The 14,640-nt window shown below is 65.4% G+C and carries 17 protein-coding genes; 9 read left to right on the top strand and 8 right to left on the bottom strand.

Annotated elements, in window-relative coordinates; genetic code table 11:
* Positions 1 to 4: 4 nt before the first annotated feature.
* Genes ISG32_RS11245 through ISG32_RS11235 form a run of 3 tightly spaced genes read right to left on the bottom strand, consistent with a single transcriptional unit; the run spans position 5 to position 2,445 of the window.
* Complete coding sequence (locus ISG32_RS11245) at positions 5 to 385, bottom strand: Zn-ribbon domain-containing OB-fold protein (RefSeq protein ID WP_407645050.1); 381 nt, start codon at positions 383 to 385, stop codon at positions 5 to 7.
* Positions 386 to 390: 5 nt separating this feature from the next.
* Positions 391 to 1,545 (bottom strand): thiolase family protein, encoded by a 1,155-nt coding sequence (locus ISG32_RS11240; RefSeq protein ID WP_194771113.1) that lies wholly within the window; start codon positions 1,543 to 1,545, stop codon positions 391 to 393.
* Positions 1,546 to 1,581: 36 nt separating this feature from the next.
* Entirely contained in the window at positions 1,582 to 2,445 is an 864-nt protein-coding gene (locus ISG32_RS11235; protein ID WP_194771112.1) for an IclR family transcriptional regulator, read from the bottom strand.
* 353 nt (positions 2,446 to 2,798) lie between these two features.
* Between ISG32_RS11235 and ISG32_RS11230 the strand changes: the two genes are divergently transcribed.
* The 4 genes from ISG32_RS11230 (at position 2,799) to ISG32_RS11215 (ending at position 6,171) form a co-directional block, all read left to right on the top strand.
* Positions 2,799 to 3,479, top strand: a complete 681-nt coding sequence (locus tag ISG32_RS11230; protein ID WP_194771111.1) for a chalcone isomerase family protein — start codon at positions 2,799 to 2,801, stop codon at positions 3,477 to 3,479.
* Positions 3,480 to 3,730: 251 nt separating this feature from the next.
* On the top strand, positions 3,731 to 4,360 hold the full coding sequence (locus ISG32_RS11225) for a DUF1439 domain-containing protein (protein ID WP_228529749.1): 630 nt from the start codon (positions 3,731 to 3,733) through the stop codon (positions 4,358 to 4,360).
* Between the two features lie 106 nt (positions 4,361 to 4,466).
* Complete coding sequence (locus ISG32_RS11220; RefSeq protein WP_194771110.1) at positions 4,467 to 5,504, top strand: SDR family oxidoreductase; 1,038 nt, start codon at positions 4,467 to 4,469, stop codon at positions 5,502 to 5,504.
* 199 nt (positions 5,505 to 5,703) lie between these two features.
* Complete coding sequence (locus ISG32_RS11215) at positions 5,704 to 6,171, top strand: GyrI-like domain-containing protein (protein ID WP_194771109.1); 468 nt, start codon at positions 5,704 to 5,706, stop codon at positions 6,169 to 6,171.
* Between the two features lie 10 nt (positions 6,172 to 6,181).
* On the opposite strand, the gene ISG32_RS11210 is transcribed toward ISG32_RS11215, so the two are convergent.
* Entirely contained in the window at positions 6,182 to 7,081 is a 900-nt protein-coding gene (locus ISG32_RS11210; protein WP_194771108.1) for a LysR family transcriptional regulator, read from the bottom strand.
* A gap of 157 nt (positions 7,082 to 7,238) precedes the next feature.
* On the opposite strand from ISG32_RS11210, the gene ISG32_RS11205 reads away from it, so the two are divergent.
* From ISG32_RS11205 to ISG32_RS11190, 4 genes are read left to right on the top strand one after another with little or no spacing between them, the layout of a single operon-like run.
* Positions 7,239 to 8,630 carry an acyclic terpene utilization AtuA family protein gene (locus ISG32_RS11205; RefSeq protein WP_194771107.1) on the top strand — a complete coding sequence of 464 codons (1,392 nt, stop codon included), beginning with the start codon at positions 7,239 to 7,241 and terminating at the stop codon, positions 8,628 to 8,630.
* Positions 8,631 to 8,646: 16 nt separating this feature from the next.
* Positions 8,647 to 9,012, top strand: a complete 366-nt coding sequence (locus ISG32_RS11200; RefSeq protein WP_194771106.1) for an AtuA-related protein — start codon at positions 8,647 to 8,649, stop codon at positions 9,010 to 9,012.
* A 51-nt stretch (positions 9,013 to 9,063) separates the two neighbouring features.
* Complete coding sequence (locus ISG32_RS11195; protein ID WP_194771105.1) at positions 9,064 to 10,056, top strand: Bug family tripartite tricarboxylate transporter substrate binding protein; 993 nt, start codon at positions 9,064 to 9,066, stop codon at positions 10,054 to 10,056.
* A 23-nt stretch (positions 10,057 to 10,079) separates the two neighbouring features.
* Positions 10,080 to 10,553 carry an FKBP-type peptidyl-prolyl cis-trans isomerase gene (locus ISG32_RS11190; RefSeq protein ID WP_194771104.1) on the top strand — a complete coding sequence of 158 codons (474 nt, stop codon included), beginning with the start codon at positions 10,080 to 10,082 and terminating at the stop codon, positions 10,551 to 10,553.
* A 139-nt stretch (positions 10,554 to 10,692) separates the two neighbouring features.
* Here the strand turns inward: ISG32_RS11190 and ISG32_RS11185 are convergent, their stop codons facing one another.
* Entirely contained in the window at positions 10,693 to 11,565 is an 873-nt protein-coding gene (locus tag ISG32_RS11185) for a gamma-glutamyl-gamma-aminobutyrate hydrolase family protein (protein WP_194771103.1), read from the bottom strand.
* A gap of 263 nt (positions 11,566 to 11,828) precedes the next feature.
* Here ISG32_RS11185 and ISG32_RS11180 point away from each other — a divergent pair, with 263 nt between their 5' ends.
* Positions 11,829 to 12,182 carry an HPF/RaiA family ribosome-associated protein gene (locus ISG32_RS11180; RefSeq protein ID WP_194771102.1) on the top strand — a complete coding sequence of 118 codons (354 nt, stop codon included), beginning with the start codon at positions 11,829 to 11,831 and terminating at the stop codon, positions 12,180 to 12,182.
* An 84-nt stretch (positions 12,183 to 12,266) separates the two neighbouring features.
* On the opposite strand, the gene ISG32_RS11175 is transcribed toward ISG32_RS11180, so the two are convergent.
* The 3 genes from ISG32_RS11175 to ISG32_RS11165 form a co-directional block, all read right to left on the bottom strand.
* Entirely contained in the window at positions 12,267 to 12,824 is a 558-nt protein-coding gene (locus tag ISG32_RS11175) for a DUF924 family protein (protein ID WP_194771101.1), read from the bottom strand.
* Between the two features lie 251 nt (positions 12,825 to 13,075).
* On the bottom strand, positions 13,076 to 13,990 hold the full coding sequence (locus ISG32_RS11170) for an OmpA family protein (protein WP_194771100.1): 915 nt from the start codon (positions 13,988 to 13,990) through the stop codon (positions 13,076 to 13,078).
* A 61-nt stretch (positions 13,991 to 14,051) separates the two neighbouring features.
* Positions 14,052 to 14,405 carry a DUF4398 domain-containing protein gene (locus tag ISG32_RS11165; protein WP_194771099.1) on the bottom strand — a complete coding sequence of 118 codons (354 nt, stop codon included), beginning with the start codon at positions 14,403 to 14,405 and terminating at the stop codon, positions 14,052 to 14,054.
* Between the last annotated feature and the right edge of the window lie 235 nt (positions 14,406 to 14,640).

Below are 14,640 nucleotides of genomic sequence, written 5' to 3'. Positions count from 1 at the left end.
ATGGTTATTTCTGCGTGTCGAAACGCAGCAGCGTGCGTCCTTGGTGTTCAAAATATCCGGCTTGCACCCGTTGGCCGATCTGCACGTCGGCTTGGGCATGGCCCATGAGACGCGGGCCTTCGTCGAGCTCGACGATCACCAGCGTGTAGGGCGCGAGCGCGCGGAACTCGTCGGACGGGGCGCGCGAGACCACGGTGCGCGCGCGCACCGTGGCAAGGCCGCTCGCGTCATGCCAGGCGAGCCGCTGCGCACCGCAGCGCTGGCAGGCATAGCGCGCCAGCGTCTGCGCGTGGCCGCAGGCGTCGCAGCGCTGAAAGCGCACGACATGGGCCTGCAGGCCTTCGGTGAAATGGGTGGCGAGCGAGGGGGCGGGTGTATGGGGCATGGCGGTCATCCTTCCCGTGTCAGAACAAGGCTCACGTGCGAGGACATCACGCCGCCGTCGGCATGGATGAAGGCGCGCGAGGGCGTGCGCTGCAGCTGGCGTTCACCGGCCTGCCCGCTCATCTGACGCCAGGCCTCGACGACATGCGCCATGCCGCCCGCGACGCCGCAGTGACCGTAGGACAGCAGTCCGCCGTGGGTGTTGAGCGGCAGGGTGCCATCGCGTGCGAAGTCGCCATGGCGCAGCCGTGCGGCGGCACCGGCGCGCGGGGCGAAGCCCAGCTCTTCGAGCAGCATGACCAGCGTGATGGTGAACGAGTCGTAGATGCCGAGATAGTCGAAATCGGCGATCTCCATGCCCGCTTCATCCAGCGCGAGCGACGCGGCGTCCGACGCGCCGCAGCGCATCACGTCCTCCATCGCGGTGAGGTGCTGATGGCGATGCGCCTGGCCCGCGCCGCGCATCGCGATGGCGGCCTGCGGGTGTGGGTCGGCGGACACCACCAGCGCCATCGCTCCGTCGGAGATCGGGCAGCAGTCCATGAGCGACAGCGGCGAGGCGATGGCCTTGCTCGCGAGCACGTCCTTCACGCTGATGGGCGTGCGCAGATGCGCGTCGGGATGGCCGATCGCGTTGTCGCGCATGAGCACGGCGAACTCCGCGAGATCGGCCGAGGTCACGCCCGTGCGGTGCATGTATTCCGACGCCATGAGCGCGTAGTAGGCGGGCACCGATGCGCCGTTGGGCACTTCGTAGTCGGCGTCGCCGACCTGCGCGAGCGTCTGGATCGAGCTGTCGCGCGACTGGCCGCTCAGGCGGTTTTCGCCCGCCACGACCAGCACGTTGCGGCAGCGCCCGGAGCGCACCAGCTCGCGCGCCGCCATCAGCATGGCCGCACCGGTGGCGCCGCCGAGCTGCATGCTGTGCGCGTAACTGGGCCGCAGTGCAAAGCGCTCGCAGAACAACGTGGAGAGCATCAGGTGCGGCAGCGTCGTCGCGTAGCCGCAGAGCACGCCGTCGATCTGAGCGTGCTCGATCTGTGCACTCTGAAGCGCGCCGTTGGCGGCCTCGGCCATGAGGTCGAGCGCGCTGCGGCCTTCGTGTCGGCCGAACGCCGTGCCGCCTGCGCCGCGCAGAAAGGCCTGCGGTGATGAGGGCATGGGTGGTATCTCCTTGGGTCTTGTCTTTGGTGGGGACTACTTGCTGGTACTGGTGCTGGTGCCGACGCGGTGGGCGGTGCGCCCGACGGGCCGCGTGGCCTCGGTCCAGCGCACCTGGCATTGCATGGCCTCGTGCATCAGCGACTGGCCCATGGCGGCCTCGCGCGACAGGATGCGATCGTTGAGCGCCGCGATGCTGATCGCCGCAATCGGGCGGCCTTGCGGATCGAGAATCGGCACGCCGATGCCGCCCATGCGCTCGACCACCACGTCGAGCAGCACGCAATAACCTTTGGTGCGTGCCTCGGCGATGCGCTCGCGCAGCAGCTCTGCGGTGATGCGCGGATAGCGCTGCAGCTGGCCTAGCAGGATGTCGATGGCCGCCTCGCGTTCCGCGTCGGGCAGCCAGGCCAGCAGCGCGAGGCTGCCTGCGCCCACGCCGAGCGGCCTGCGGCTGCCCACGCGCAGATAGTTGGCGCGGATCGGGTAGGTGCCTTCTTCGACGTCGATGCACAGCGATTCGATGCCGCTGGGCAGCGAGAGCACGGCGCTGTCCTCGAACTGGCCGAGCAGCCGCATGAGGCTGGGACGAACGATGGGGCGCGGATCAAACCGCCGCAGGGCGGCAGCGCCCAGCACCATGAGTTCGGGCCCGAGCGTGAACTGTTTTGTCGTGGCGTCGCGCATCACGAAGCCGTCGCGCACCATCATCTCGAGAAGCCGCAGGGCGGTGGCCTTGTCCAGATCAGCCGCCGTGGCGATGTCGGTGAGCCTGGCGTTTCCGCCCTCTGACATGACCCGCAGCACGCGCATCGCGCGCTCGACCGACGACACACTGCTGCCGGAGCTTCTTGTCACGATGGACTTGGTGCGAGGCGGATTGCGATCGGATGCGGCCATGGTTGTTTCTATGAATGAAACTGGTATTGCTGCAGACTGTAGGAAGAGTTGATGCGGTGGTCAAAAACTTTTTCTGAAGTTTTGATGGATGAAACTCTTTGACGCCCCTGTAAAAATACCGTGCCATTGGTTGCAGCTATCAATGCGCGGGTAAACCCCTGAATTTCGGTGTTTCGATTTGTTGCCGGATTCAATTGTTGCAACCAGCTACAAGTGACGTATTGACGGCAAAGTCCGCTATCTTTTTTGGTGTTTGAATCAAATTGTGAACAAATTTCGCATTGGATATGCGATAGCTCGCGAGAAACATAGCATCTACCTATCCAAGTTCTATTTTTTTGTAGGTGGTGTCTATGTCGAAGCTGGTACGTCACATCGCTGGTTCGTTGATTGCCGGTGGCATGCTTGCCGCCGTGAGCCTTTCCGCCGCGGCACGCACTGAGTCGGCGGCTGGTGCGGCGCCTGCGGAAGCGAGGCAGGCAGCGACGGCCCCGCAGATGGCGGTCAACGCGCCGTTCGCCGAGAAGGTGATGGTCGGCGGTCGCTCGGTGCAGCTCAATGGCGCGGGCACTCGCTACAAGGCGGTGTTTCAGGTGTATCGCGCTGCGCTCTACACCGAGAAGCCGATCCAGCAATACGGCGATATGGCTGGCGGCAATGAAGCCAAGCGCATCCACCTGGTGATGCTGCGCGAGGTGAACGCCAACGAACTCGGGGGCATGTTCATCCGCGGAATCCAGGAAAACATCGACAAGAGCAGTTCGGCGCGCATGATGCCCGCGCTGCTGCGCATGTCGGCGCTGTTCAACGACTACAAGAAGCTGGAAGCGGGCGATTCGGTCACGCTGGACTGGGTGCCGGGCAAGGGCACCGTGGTGTCGGTGCGCGGCGTGCCCACGAGCGATGCGATTCCCGAAGTGCAGTTCTATCAGGCGCTCGCGGGGATCTGGCTGGGTGCTGCGCCCGCGGACTGGAAGCTGCGCGATGCAATGCTCGGCGTGAAGGCCACGACGGATACCGCCAACCGGAATTGACTCCGGAGTTCACGGTCACGGTCACGGTCACGGAATTGGGCTGCCGGGCATTGGGTTCGGCAGCCTTTTTTATTTTGGGGTCGGTTGGTTGGACGCCATCGCTGGGGAGCGGCGGGTTCGTCGTTGCGCCGCCGTGCGCTTCCCATCGTGGTCTCTTTTGACACGCCTTGTTCCAACCGTGTGGAACCTTTTCTTTTGCCCCGCTTCTGACCGCGTGACAATGCCCGCTTGGGTTTTGGTTGGAACGGATCATGAACTTTGGAATTCACTCGCCGCTCGCGTCCAGCGCGCCTCACTCGCACCACTTGTCGCAGCGCAGGGTGCTGTTGGGCGCAGCGGTGTCGTGGGGGCTGCTGCTGGCGGGGTGCGCTTCTTCGCCGGGGGCGATGGCGCAGCCGAGCTATACGGTGTCGGCAGGGCAGATCCAGGAGGCGGTGGGGCAGAAGTTTCCGCGCAACTACAGCTTTGGGGGATTGATGAGTCTGGCGCTCAGCGACCCGCAGATCCATCTGCGCCCCGAGCGCAATCGGCTCAACACGGTGATCGCGGTGGTGGCCAGCGGGCCGCTGATGCAGGCGCGCAGCTATCAGGGGGCGCTCGATGTGGACTTCTCGCTGCGCTACGAGGCGTCCGACCGCAGCCTGCGCGCCACCGATCTGCAGCTCAACGGCCTGCGCATGCAGGGGCTCGGCGCGCAGGCCGAGCAGATGCTGCAGCAGTACGGCAGCACGCTGGCGCAGCGCTCGCTGCAGGAGGTGGTGCTGCACCAGCTCACCGACAAGGATCTCGCCCTGGTCAACGGGCTGGGGCTGGAGCCCGGCAAGTTCACCGTCACGCCCAAGGGGCTGGTGGTGACGCTGCAGAACAAGGCGGTGCCTTGAAGAACGCGGTGAAGCCTCTGCGCGCTGGTGTCGCTGTCCTACGCGGCGGCTCGGGCGGTGGTGTTACAAATAAGGTGGCCAAGCCAGAAGAAGGGAATCAGATTCCATGAGCACACAGGCACGCCGCGACGATGCGTCGCGCAAATCGTCCTCGTCTTCCGCCGCGCAGAAGGAAAAGCAGCAGCAGCGTCCATTGGTCGTGGTGATCGTCGGCGCGTCGAGCGGCATCGGTCACGCCACCGCCGTGGAGTTCGCCAAGCGCGGCGCCAAGCTCGCGCTGGCGGCGCGCAGTGCGGACACGCTCTCCCATGTCGTCACCGAATGCCTCGCGGCGGGCGGATCCGCGCTGGGCATTCCCACCGACGTGACCGACGCCGAGGCCGTGCAGAAGCTCGCGAACCGCGCGGTGAGCCATTTCGGGCGCATCGACGTGTGGGTGAATGCCGCTGGCGTCGGTGCCGTGGGTCGGTTTGACGGCGTGCCGCTGGAGGCCAACCGTCGGGTGATCGAATCGAATCTGCTCGGCCACATGCACGGCGCACATGTAGCGATGCAGCATTTCCGCGAGACCGAACGCGGCCTGCTGGTCAATCTCAATTCCATGGGCGGTTGGGTCGGCACGCCGTTCGAGGCCGCCTACAGCGCCAGCAAGTTCGGCGTGCGCGGACTCTCCGAGAGCCTGCGCGCCGAGGTGGCTGATCTGCCCAACGTGCACGTCTGCGACGTGGCGCCCACGCGCGTGGACACGCCCGGCCTCGCCAACGGCGCGAACTACACCGGCCACCGCCTGCGTTCGGTCATGCCGATGCTCGACCCGCGCCGCGTGGGGCAGGCCATCGTCGCGCTGGCGTATTCGGCCCATCCCAAGCCGGTGACCTGGCTGGGTGCGGCGGCGCTGCCCAGCCGCGTCGCCCATGCCGTTTCGCCCACGCTGTTCGGTCGCGCGCGGCGCTGGTTTGGCGAACGCAATCTTGAACACGGCCAGCCTGCGCCGCTGAGCGACGGCAATCTCTACGAGCCGAGCGCGGACGCCGTCATCGACGGCGGCATCCGCTCCGCGCGCGCGGAAGCCGCGACGGCCGCCATCGTGCTGGGTACCGTCGGGCTCGCGCTGGGCTGGTGGATCGGCAGCCGCTCGCGCTGATTCTGGAACGCAAGCGCTTCCTGCGGCTTTTGGTTTTTTCCCGCCGCTCGGAAAGCCTCGGCGACGGGCAGTTGTCCTATGGTGCAGGCGGTGTCCGCGCACTAACATGAGGGTGCCTGTTTGACTCAATGCGGGAACGGCTGCGTGTGACGCGGGGTCGCGAGCGGCGCGGGCCCGCAAGAGCTCTGAGGAGCATGCCATGATTGAGCCACCACAGATCACCGATCTTGTGCGTCGCAGTGCGACCGCCATCATCCACGTACGCTGCACGCGCGAGGAAATCCAGCATGTCATGGGCCGGGGCGTGCGCGAACTGCTGGACACCGTCGCCGCGCAAGGCGCACGGCCCATCGCCGCGCTCTACACCCATCACCTGCGCCGACCCACCGACCGATTCGATTTCGAGATCGGCGTGCCGGTCAGCCGTCCCGTCGAAGCCGCCGGCCGCATGCGTGCGGGCGAATGGCCATCCATGCGCGTCGCGCGCACCGTGCACTGCGGTCGCTACGAAGACCTGCCGAAGTCCTGGGGACAGTTCAAGCAATGGATAGAGACCCAGGGCCTCTGCATCACCACGGACCTCTGGGAATGCTACGTGACCGGCCCCGAACGCGGCTCGGACGCTCGTCGGTGGCGCACCGAGCTGATTCAGCCGCTGCAGTCGTGAGGATCGGGTCTCAGACCTCGTCGACGGAAAACTGCTCCCATAGAAAATCCACCACCGCCCGCACGCGCGGCGCGAGCAAACGACCGTGGGGGTAGAGCAGGTAGAAGCGATCCTCCTCGGTGCGCTCCTGAAACCCGGTCAGCAGCGCGACCAGCTTGCCCGCCGCCAGGTCGGCCGCGATGTTGAAATGCGCCAGCCGCACCACGCCGAGACCCAGCAGCGCGAAGGTGCGCAGCAGCTCGCCCTGGTTGGAGCCGATATGGTCGGGAATGTCGATGGTCTTGAGGCCGTTGGCGTCGTGGAATGTCCAGCGGTTCCATTGGGTGCGGATGCTGAAGTTCAGGCAGCGGTGCTGCAGCAAGTCCTCGGGCCGGGTGGGCGAGCCGAAGCGCTGCAGATATTCCGGCGCCGCGGCGATCACCCAGGGCCGCAGCATGAGCGGTCGACCGACCAGTGTGAGCTCGGTCGGCCTGCCGCTGTGGATGGCGACGTCAAGGCCTTGCTTGACGAAGTCCGCGCGCTCGGTGCCGAGCACGAAATCGAGGCGCAGTCGCGGATGCTTGTCCAGCAGCAGCGGCAGACGAGGCGCAATCAGATATTTGGCGGTCGTCAGCGCGGTGTGGATGCGCACGACGCCCGAGATGTCGGCATCCGTCACGTGGATGGCGTCTTCCGCCGCCGTCATCGCCTGCACCACCTGCTCGCCCGCGGCGCGGAATCGCTCCCCTTCGAGCGTAAGGCGGATGCTGCCCCCGATGCGCTCGAACAGCCGTGCCGACAAACGCGCCTCGAGCCGCGCGATCAGCTTGCTGATCGCAGACGGCGAGAGTTCCAGCTTGCGTCCCGCCGCTGAAAAACTGCCTTGTTCGACCACGGCAAGAAACACCGTGAGTTCCGCGTATTTGTCCATGGGTCTGGTCTCCTGCGTTCTCGTGTTGTCGAGAATCTGCGGATAGCTTACCTGTGAAATGAATTCACAGGGCCTTGTCTCGCCAGCGGATTGCCGGGGCGCGGGCATCTCCTCAGAATGGACCGCAGGCATTCACCACGACCGGAGACAAACACGCATGAGTGAAGACAACGCAGAACAGCGGCCTGGCCAGCGCACGAAAACCCTGCGCATCGGCTCGGGGGCCGCATGGTGGGGCGACCGGGTCGAGCCCGCCGGACTGAACGCCGAGCGCGGCGATCTGGATTACCTGTGCTTCGAGACCATGGCCGAGGCCACCGTGTCGGCGGCGCAGGTGCGGGCACGGCGCGATCCGACATTCCCCGGCTACGACACCTATCTGGACGACCGCATGCGTGCCGTGCTGCCCGCGTGCATGAAGCGCGGCACCCGCATCATTTCGAACCAGGGCTGGATCAACCCGCAGGGCGCAGCCGAGCGCATCGTGCAATTGCTGCGCGAAGCGGGGCTTTCCGGCGTGAAGGTGGCGGCGGTGAGCGGCAGCCTGATCACCGAGCGCGTGCTGTCGCTGGCGCCGACGATTCTGGAGAACGGCGATTCCACAGAGACGCTCAAGGACACGCTGATCTCGGCCGAGGCCTATATGGGCGCGGAACCCATCGTCGATGCGCTCAAGGCGGGCGCGCAGATCGTGGTGACGGGGCGCGTGGCCGATCCCTCGCTGTTCCTGGCGCCGATGATGTATGAATTCGGCTGGGACGCGTTAGATCACGCCAAGATCGGCGCTGGCAGCGGCATCGGCCATCTGATGGAGTGCGGCGCGCAGATCACCGGCGGCTATTTCTCCGACCCCGGCTTCAAGGACGTGCCCGAGCCGTGGAATTTTGCGTTCCCGATCGCCGAGGTCGAAGCCGACGGCAGCGTCGTCATCGCCAAGGTCGCGGGCTCGGGCGGCGCGATCACGCTGCAGACGGTGAAGGAGCAGATGCTCTACGAGGTGCACGATCCGGCGAACTACATCACGCCCGATGCGGTGGTCGACTTCACCCAAGCGCGGCTCGAGCAGATCGACCGCGACCGCGTGCGCGTCACGGGCCTCACCGGCAAGCCGCGCACGCCGACGCTCAAGGTTTCCATGGGCTGCACCGAGGGCTTCATCGGCGAGGACATGTTCTTCTATGCCGGCCCCGGCGCCTTGCGCCGCGCCCAGCTCGCCAAGCGGATTCTGGAGGAGCGCTTCAAGATCGTGAACCTCAAGGCCGAAGACATGCGGGTGGATTTTCTGGGCATCAACGCGATCCATGGGGCGGCGACGCCGAAGGATGCGCCCGAACCCTACGAGGTGGCGGTGCGCGTGGCAGCACGCACGACGACGCGCGAGGAAGCGCTCAAGGTGGGCCGCGAGGTCGACGGCATGGCCGTTTCGGGCGTGGGACATACCGGCAAGCGCGTGCCGCACCAGGACCGCACACGCGAGGTGATCGGCGTGTGGTCATCGCTGGTGGCGCGCGAAGCGGTGAGTCCGCTGATCAACTACTACACGAGCTGAACCGGAGAGCACATCCATGACCACCACTCAGACCGTCCGGCTGGAGCGCGTCGCGCATACGCGCTCCGGCGACAAGGGAAACACATCGAACATCGCGGTGTTCGCCTATGAGCCTGCGCTCTATCCGCTGCTCAGGGAGCAGCTCACCGCCGCGCGCTTCAAGGCCTTTCACCGCGAGGCGATCAAGGGCGAGGTGCTGCGCTACGAGGTCGAGAACATCCACGCGCTGAACTTCGTCGCGCACGGAGCGCTGGGCGGCGGGGTGTCGCGCAGCCTGGCGCTCGACAACTATGGCAAGGCGCTGTCGGCGGCGATTCTCGGTTTCGAGATCGAGGTGCCCGAGGCGCTGGTCCCGCTGCTGCGAATCCGCCAGCCAGCGTGAGTGCCGCCACATCCAGCAAGAGCGAACAAAACGGATAGAAGGAGACAAGCCATGACGTTGAAGATGAACAAACGACAGCTGCTGAGCCGCGCCGTAGTCCTGTGCCTGGCGGCGGGCCCGTTGGCCGCATTGGCGCAGGCCGCTGCGTATCCCGCCAAGCCGGTGCGCATCATCGTGCCGTATCCGGCGGGCGGCACCACGGACATCATTGCGCGCATTGCGGCAAACCAGTTGACCGAGCGGCTCAAGCAGTCGTTCATCGTCGAGAACAAGGCCGGAGCCAGCGGGGCGATCGGCTCGTTGGCCGTGGCGCAGGCGGCCCCCGATGGCTACACGCTGGTGATGGCCACGGCCAGCTCGCACGGCATCAACTCGGCATTGCAGAAGAATCTGCCATATGACGCGGTGAAGGACTTCGCCCCGATCACCGTGGTCGCGAACACGCCCAACATCATCGTCGCCAATCCGACCGTGCCGGTGAAGACCCTCGGTGAATTGGTTGCGCTCGCCAAGGCGCAGCCGGGAAAGATCAACTTCGGCTCGACCAGCGCCGGCGGCTCGCCGCACATGAGCGCGGAACTGCTCAAGATGATGGCCGGCATCGACATGACGCATGTGCCCTACAAGGGCGCAGCTCCGATGCTCACGGACTTGATTGGAGGGCAGGTGCAGATCGGCTTCGACAACCTGCCGTCGACCATCGGTTTCGTGAAAAGCGGCAAGGTGCGGCCTCTGGCGGTGACCACTGCCAAGCGCTGGCCCGGCGCGCCCGACATTCCCACGGTGGCCGAAAGCGGTGTTCCGGGCTACGAGGTCTCGGGCTGGTTCGGGCTGCTGGCACCGGCCGGAACGCCCAAGGAGGTGCTCAACAAGATACAGACCACCATCGCTGAAGCGGTGAAGTCGCCCGAGGTGGCCAAGCAGCTGCACGATCTGGGTGCGGAGCCGGTGGCCAACAAGCCCGAGGTCTTCGCGCAGGAGATTCAGGCCGATGTCGAAAAGTGGCGCAAAGTGGTCAAGACGACCGGGGTGAAACTGGACTGATGCCCGAACGTAGAATTGCGTTCATGAACATCACCAAAGACACAGCGGTCACGCTGAACTACAAGATCACCGATCCCGTCACCGGCAAGATGCTGGATTCGGGTGACGTGGCGTATCTGCATGGCGGCTACGACAACATTTTCCCCAAGGTCGAGGCGGCTCTGGAAGGCCTGGCGGCGGGCTTTGCCGCTGCCGTCGATCTGGCCGTGGCTGACGCCTTCGGCGAGCGCGACGAGAGTCTGGTGCGCGTGATTCCCAAGAGCGAGTTTCCGCCCGGAGTGAAGGTCGGCGGCCAGTTGCAGGGTCCCGGCAGCGACGGTCGCATGACGGTTTTCAACGTGGCGAAGATCAAGGGTGCGGAAGTGCATCTGGACGGCAACCACCCGCTGGCCGGCAAGGCGCTCAAGTTCTCCGCCAAGGTGACGGAAGTGCGTGCGGCGACACCGGAAGAAATCGCGCACAAGCATGTGCACGGCGGCCACGGCCACCATCACTGAGATCGCGGGCAGGCGCTGAGAAGAAGCATCGGCCCCTGAGTCGCTTTGCGCCGTTCCCGCTTTCGCGGCGGGGCGGCGCTGCTCGACGTTCTTCGCCCGTGCCCTGACGGAGGCGTGGGCAGCGGCGGGCGTGACATTTTCAGCGCTGCCTGAGCAGCGCGCGCTTGAGCAGACGGGCCGCGCGGTCGCGGATCTGGAAGGGGCTGTGCCCCGGCATTGGCTGGACCTTGGCGCGGTGGCAGGCGATCAGGAAGTCGTCGAGGATCGGGCGTGCGTCGAGGATGCTGTCGTCGTGCGCACGGAATTCGGGATGCCATTGCGTGGCCGCGATGTAGCTGTGGCCGTGCGTCGGATGGCGACGGATCGCTTCGGGCACGGCGTCGGGGTAGCTCCAGGCCTCGATGTCGAAGCCCGGCGCGAGCTGCTTGATGCCCTGGTGGTGGATGCTGTTGACCTTCACCTGGTGCTTGCCGGGGTACATGCGCGAGAGCCGGGTGTTGGGCACGATCTCGACGTCGTGGAAATGCTGGTCGTAGGTGACGGGGTCGCGATGCTGCATCGCGCCGGGGTGCTGGGTCTCGATGTCCTGATACAGCGTGCCGCCGAAGGCCACGTTGATGAGCTGCAGGCCACGGCACACGCCGAAGATCGGCTTGCCGGCCTGCTCGAAGGCTTCGACCACCGCAAGATCGTAGAGGTCGCGCACCCGGTCGCCGAGCCACGCGTCCTTGAGGGGTTCCTCGCCGTAGCTGCCGGGCCAGACGTCGGCGCCGCCGTGCATCACCACGCCGTCCAGCCAGTCGGCGTAGTCGGCGAAGGTCACGTCGCCGAGCGCCGTCTCGCCCGTGGGGCAGGGCACCATCACCACCATCGCGCCAGCCGACATGATCCAGTGCGCAATGGTCTGCTCCACGTATTGCAGCGTCTTGTTGGTGAACAGCGGGCGGTAGGGATCGGCGTGCGAGAAGCAGGCGGAGAGTCCGATTTTCAGGCGATTGGCGGAGCTGGTCATGTGGGCTGGTCTTTCCTCGAATGGGCTGGAGCGAGTCCCCGCTGTCTTTGTAGCACGGCTGGAATCCGGCATGTGACGTGCGTGTTTGCGCTGCACCCGCGCACTGTAGGCGGGGTTTGACAAAGTCTGTCGGTAGGGAAAGCGAGCGGTGATCCGGCTGCAATTTGATTCCCATCAAGCGCTATCCTGTCCATGCTGGCAAGATGCAGTCATCCATCTATTTATTGATATTGATGGATTGTTTTTCGATACAGGAGATGTTGATGCAAGTGCAAGTTCATACCAACGACAAGATCCAAGGTGGAGAAACCCTGGCTCAATGGGTGCAGCAAGAAGTCTCCTCCCGTCTCGCTCGATTCAAGGAAAGCGTCACGCGTGTGGAAGTGTTCTTCTCCGATTCCGATGCTCCGGCCAAGGCGGGTTCGCCCGACAAGCGCTGCGTGATCGAAGCCCGTCCGGCGGGCCGCCAACCGGTGGCCGCGAATGCCGAAGCCCCCAAGGTGGCCGATGCGCTGGCGGCGGCGCTCGACAAGCTGCTGCGTGGTCTGGAAGCCGATCAGGGGCGTGCCCGCGACAAGAACAACCGCGAGTCGATCCGCGACGCCGAACAGCCCTGATTTTTCCTCCCAAGGGAATCCATGAAAAAACGCCCGGTGGCTTGCGCCCCGGGCGTTTTTTCATGGTGCATGAATCGGGTTCAATCAGAACGAGCTGCCCGGTGTCTGCAGGAATGCGGTTTCTTCGGCGTTGCATTCGCGCCCGAGGATGGCGTTGCGATGCGGGTAACGGCCAAAGCGCTCGACGATGTCGCGGTGGCGGTGAGCGAAGTCGAGGTTCACGGGATTGCCGAGCGCGGTGAACTGGCGGATCGATTCGTCCTGCACGACGAGCGACTCGCTGTGCATCAGCGGCATGTAGGCGAAGGCGCGCTGTGCCTGCGAGAGGTTCTTGTCCAGTCCGAGCGCGATGATCTCCTGCGTGAGCACGAGCGCCATGCCGTCCTGGGCGAAGGCCTTGGGCGTGTCGCGCCAGACGTTGCGCGAGAACTGGTCGAGCACGATGATTTCGGCGAGCCGGCCGAGCGCGTCGCCGCGCCAGCGCCAGAGTTCGCCACGCGCGGCCTGCGCGAGCGTCTGGCCGAAGCGCGTCGAGATCGCCTGATCGAAGGCGCTGTCCTTGGCGAACCACTGCTGGGGTGTCGATTCGTCGAACCAGAAGCGGATCACGTCCTGTGCGAAAGGGGCTTGGGGTGTGGTCATGGCGTCCAATGTAGCCTAGGGACCCTCTGCACAAATCAGATCGACGCATGCTTGCGCGGACTCGGGCGGTCTACGGCGTTGAAAATCCTCGCGATAGCTACGGCTATCGCTGCGGTTTTCGCCTTGTATACCATCCCGATCCACACAAACTGCTTGTCGATCGATTCGTGCAAAGGATCCCTAAAACGAAAAAGGGCATGATGGGACGCCCATCCCGTCATGCCCGGCAGGAGAACCGAAAATTCGCCCGATCAGCGGCGCGAACGCAGGTTGCCGTTCTCGTCGGCGATCACGATTTCCACGCGGCGGTTCATCGCGCGGCCTTCCGGCGACGCGTTGTCAGCCACCGGGAAGGCCTTGCCGTAACCCTGTGTGGTGATGCGGTCGGCGGTGATGCCGCGCGATACCAGCGCCTGCTGCACCGATTCGGCGCGGCGCTGCGACAGCGTCTGATTGATCGCGTCGGTGCCGACGCTGTCGGTGTAGCCTTCGATCAGCAGCTTGCGCTTGGGGAATTCGCGCAGAAAGTCGGCGAGCTTGTCCAGACGCGGTGCGGCCTGCGAGGTGAGGTCGGCCTTGCCGAACTCGAACAGCACGTCACCCAGCGTCACCAGCAGACCACGTTCGGTCTGCTGCGCCTGCAGGTCATTCAACTGCTTTTGCAGCGCCTGCACCTTGGCGTCGCTGTCGGCGGCGCGCTGCTGTGCCTGCTGCGCTGCGGTGGCACTGGCGGCCGCGGCTGCGCGGGCCTGGTCGGCCTGTGCGTTGGCGCGGGCGGCGTCGCCCTGCAGGCGCTTGCGTTCCGCATCGACACCGGCCTGGCGGATGTCCACATCGAGCTGGCGGGTGCGCGCCACGTTCTCGGCGATCTGCGCACGCTGCAAGGCGAGGTTGGAGAGGTGAGTGGCCTCGGCCGTGTCGGCGTCCTTGGTCCAGGCGCTGTCGGCCTGCGAGAGCGTGTCGGTCGCGTTCTTGAGCTCCAGCGGCGCGAGCTGAACGACCTGTGCGTTGTTCATGGCCGTGCTGACGGCGGCGCGGGCCTTCTGCAGCGGCTCGAGCGGCGCATCACGCGTGGCGCAGGCGGCGAGAAAGGAGATGGCCGCGATGCTGGTGGCCAGCATGCCGGCGCGGCGCAGAGGGTGGTGGGTGCGGGTGGCTTGTGTCATGGAAATTCCTTGCATCCGAAGAGGCGGTGTCTTGTGGGCGAGCTCGAGGGCGGCTCAGTGATCAGCGCGCGGGCTGTGCCTGATAGCCGCGCTGCACGGCCTGCAGACGCGCCTGGTTCTCGGCCACCTGGGCCTTGGTTTCCGCCAGACGTGCCTGAGCCTCGGCGGCCTCGGCATAGCGGCGCGCATCGGTGTAATCCTTGTTCTCCATGGCGCGCTGTGCCTTGGACCACAGGTCGCGGGCGTTCTGCAGCTCGACGGGGGCGTAGGCGGTCACCTGAGGCACGGTGGAGACGCGCTCGACGGTGCTCTGCGCCACGGCCATCTCGCCCTGCGGTGCGGGAATGGACGAGCAGGCTGTCAGTGCAGCGAGGGCGACGGCGGCGAGCGCGGTGCCGATCAGTTTGCTTTGCATGGTGTTGGACTCCTCTGGTGAGTGGGCTCGTTCGGGGGAGGCCCCGGTGGGGCTGTCCCGGTTCCGCGAACCTGGATGGATGGTCAGAAACGGCGTTGTTGTCCGTGTGGGACGATTATCGAAACCGCCCGGCGCACGCCGCGTAGGTACTGCATTGCTATCAATGTCAGAGTGGCACGGATAATAGATAAGCTCTTGTCTTACATTGAGCATCAATTGTTAACGTCTATCAATC

Origin of the sequence: Diaphorobacter caeni, from assembly GCF_015354245.1 — a bacterium.
Classification (GTDB): domain Bacteria; phylum Pseudomonadota; class Gammaproteobacteria; order Burkholderiales; family Burkholderiaceae_C; genus Diaphorobacter_A; species Diaphorobacter_A caeni.
This window is presented reverse-complemented; position numbering and strand designations above follow the sequence as displayed.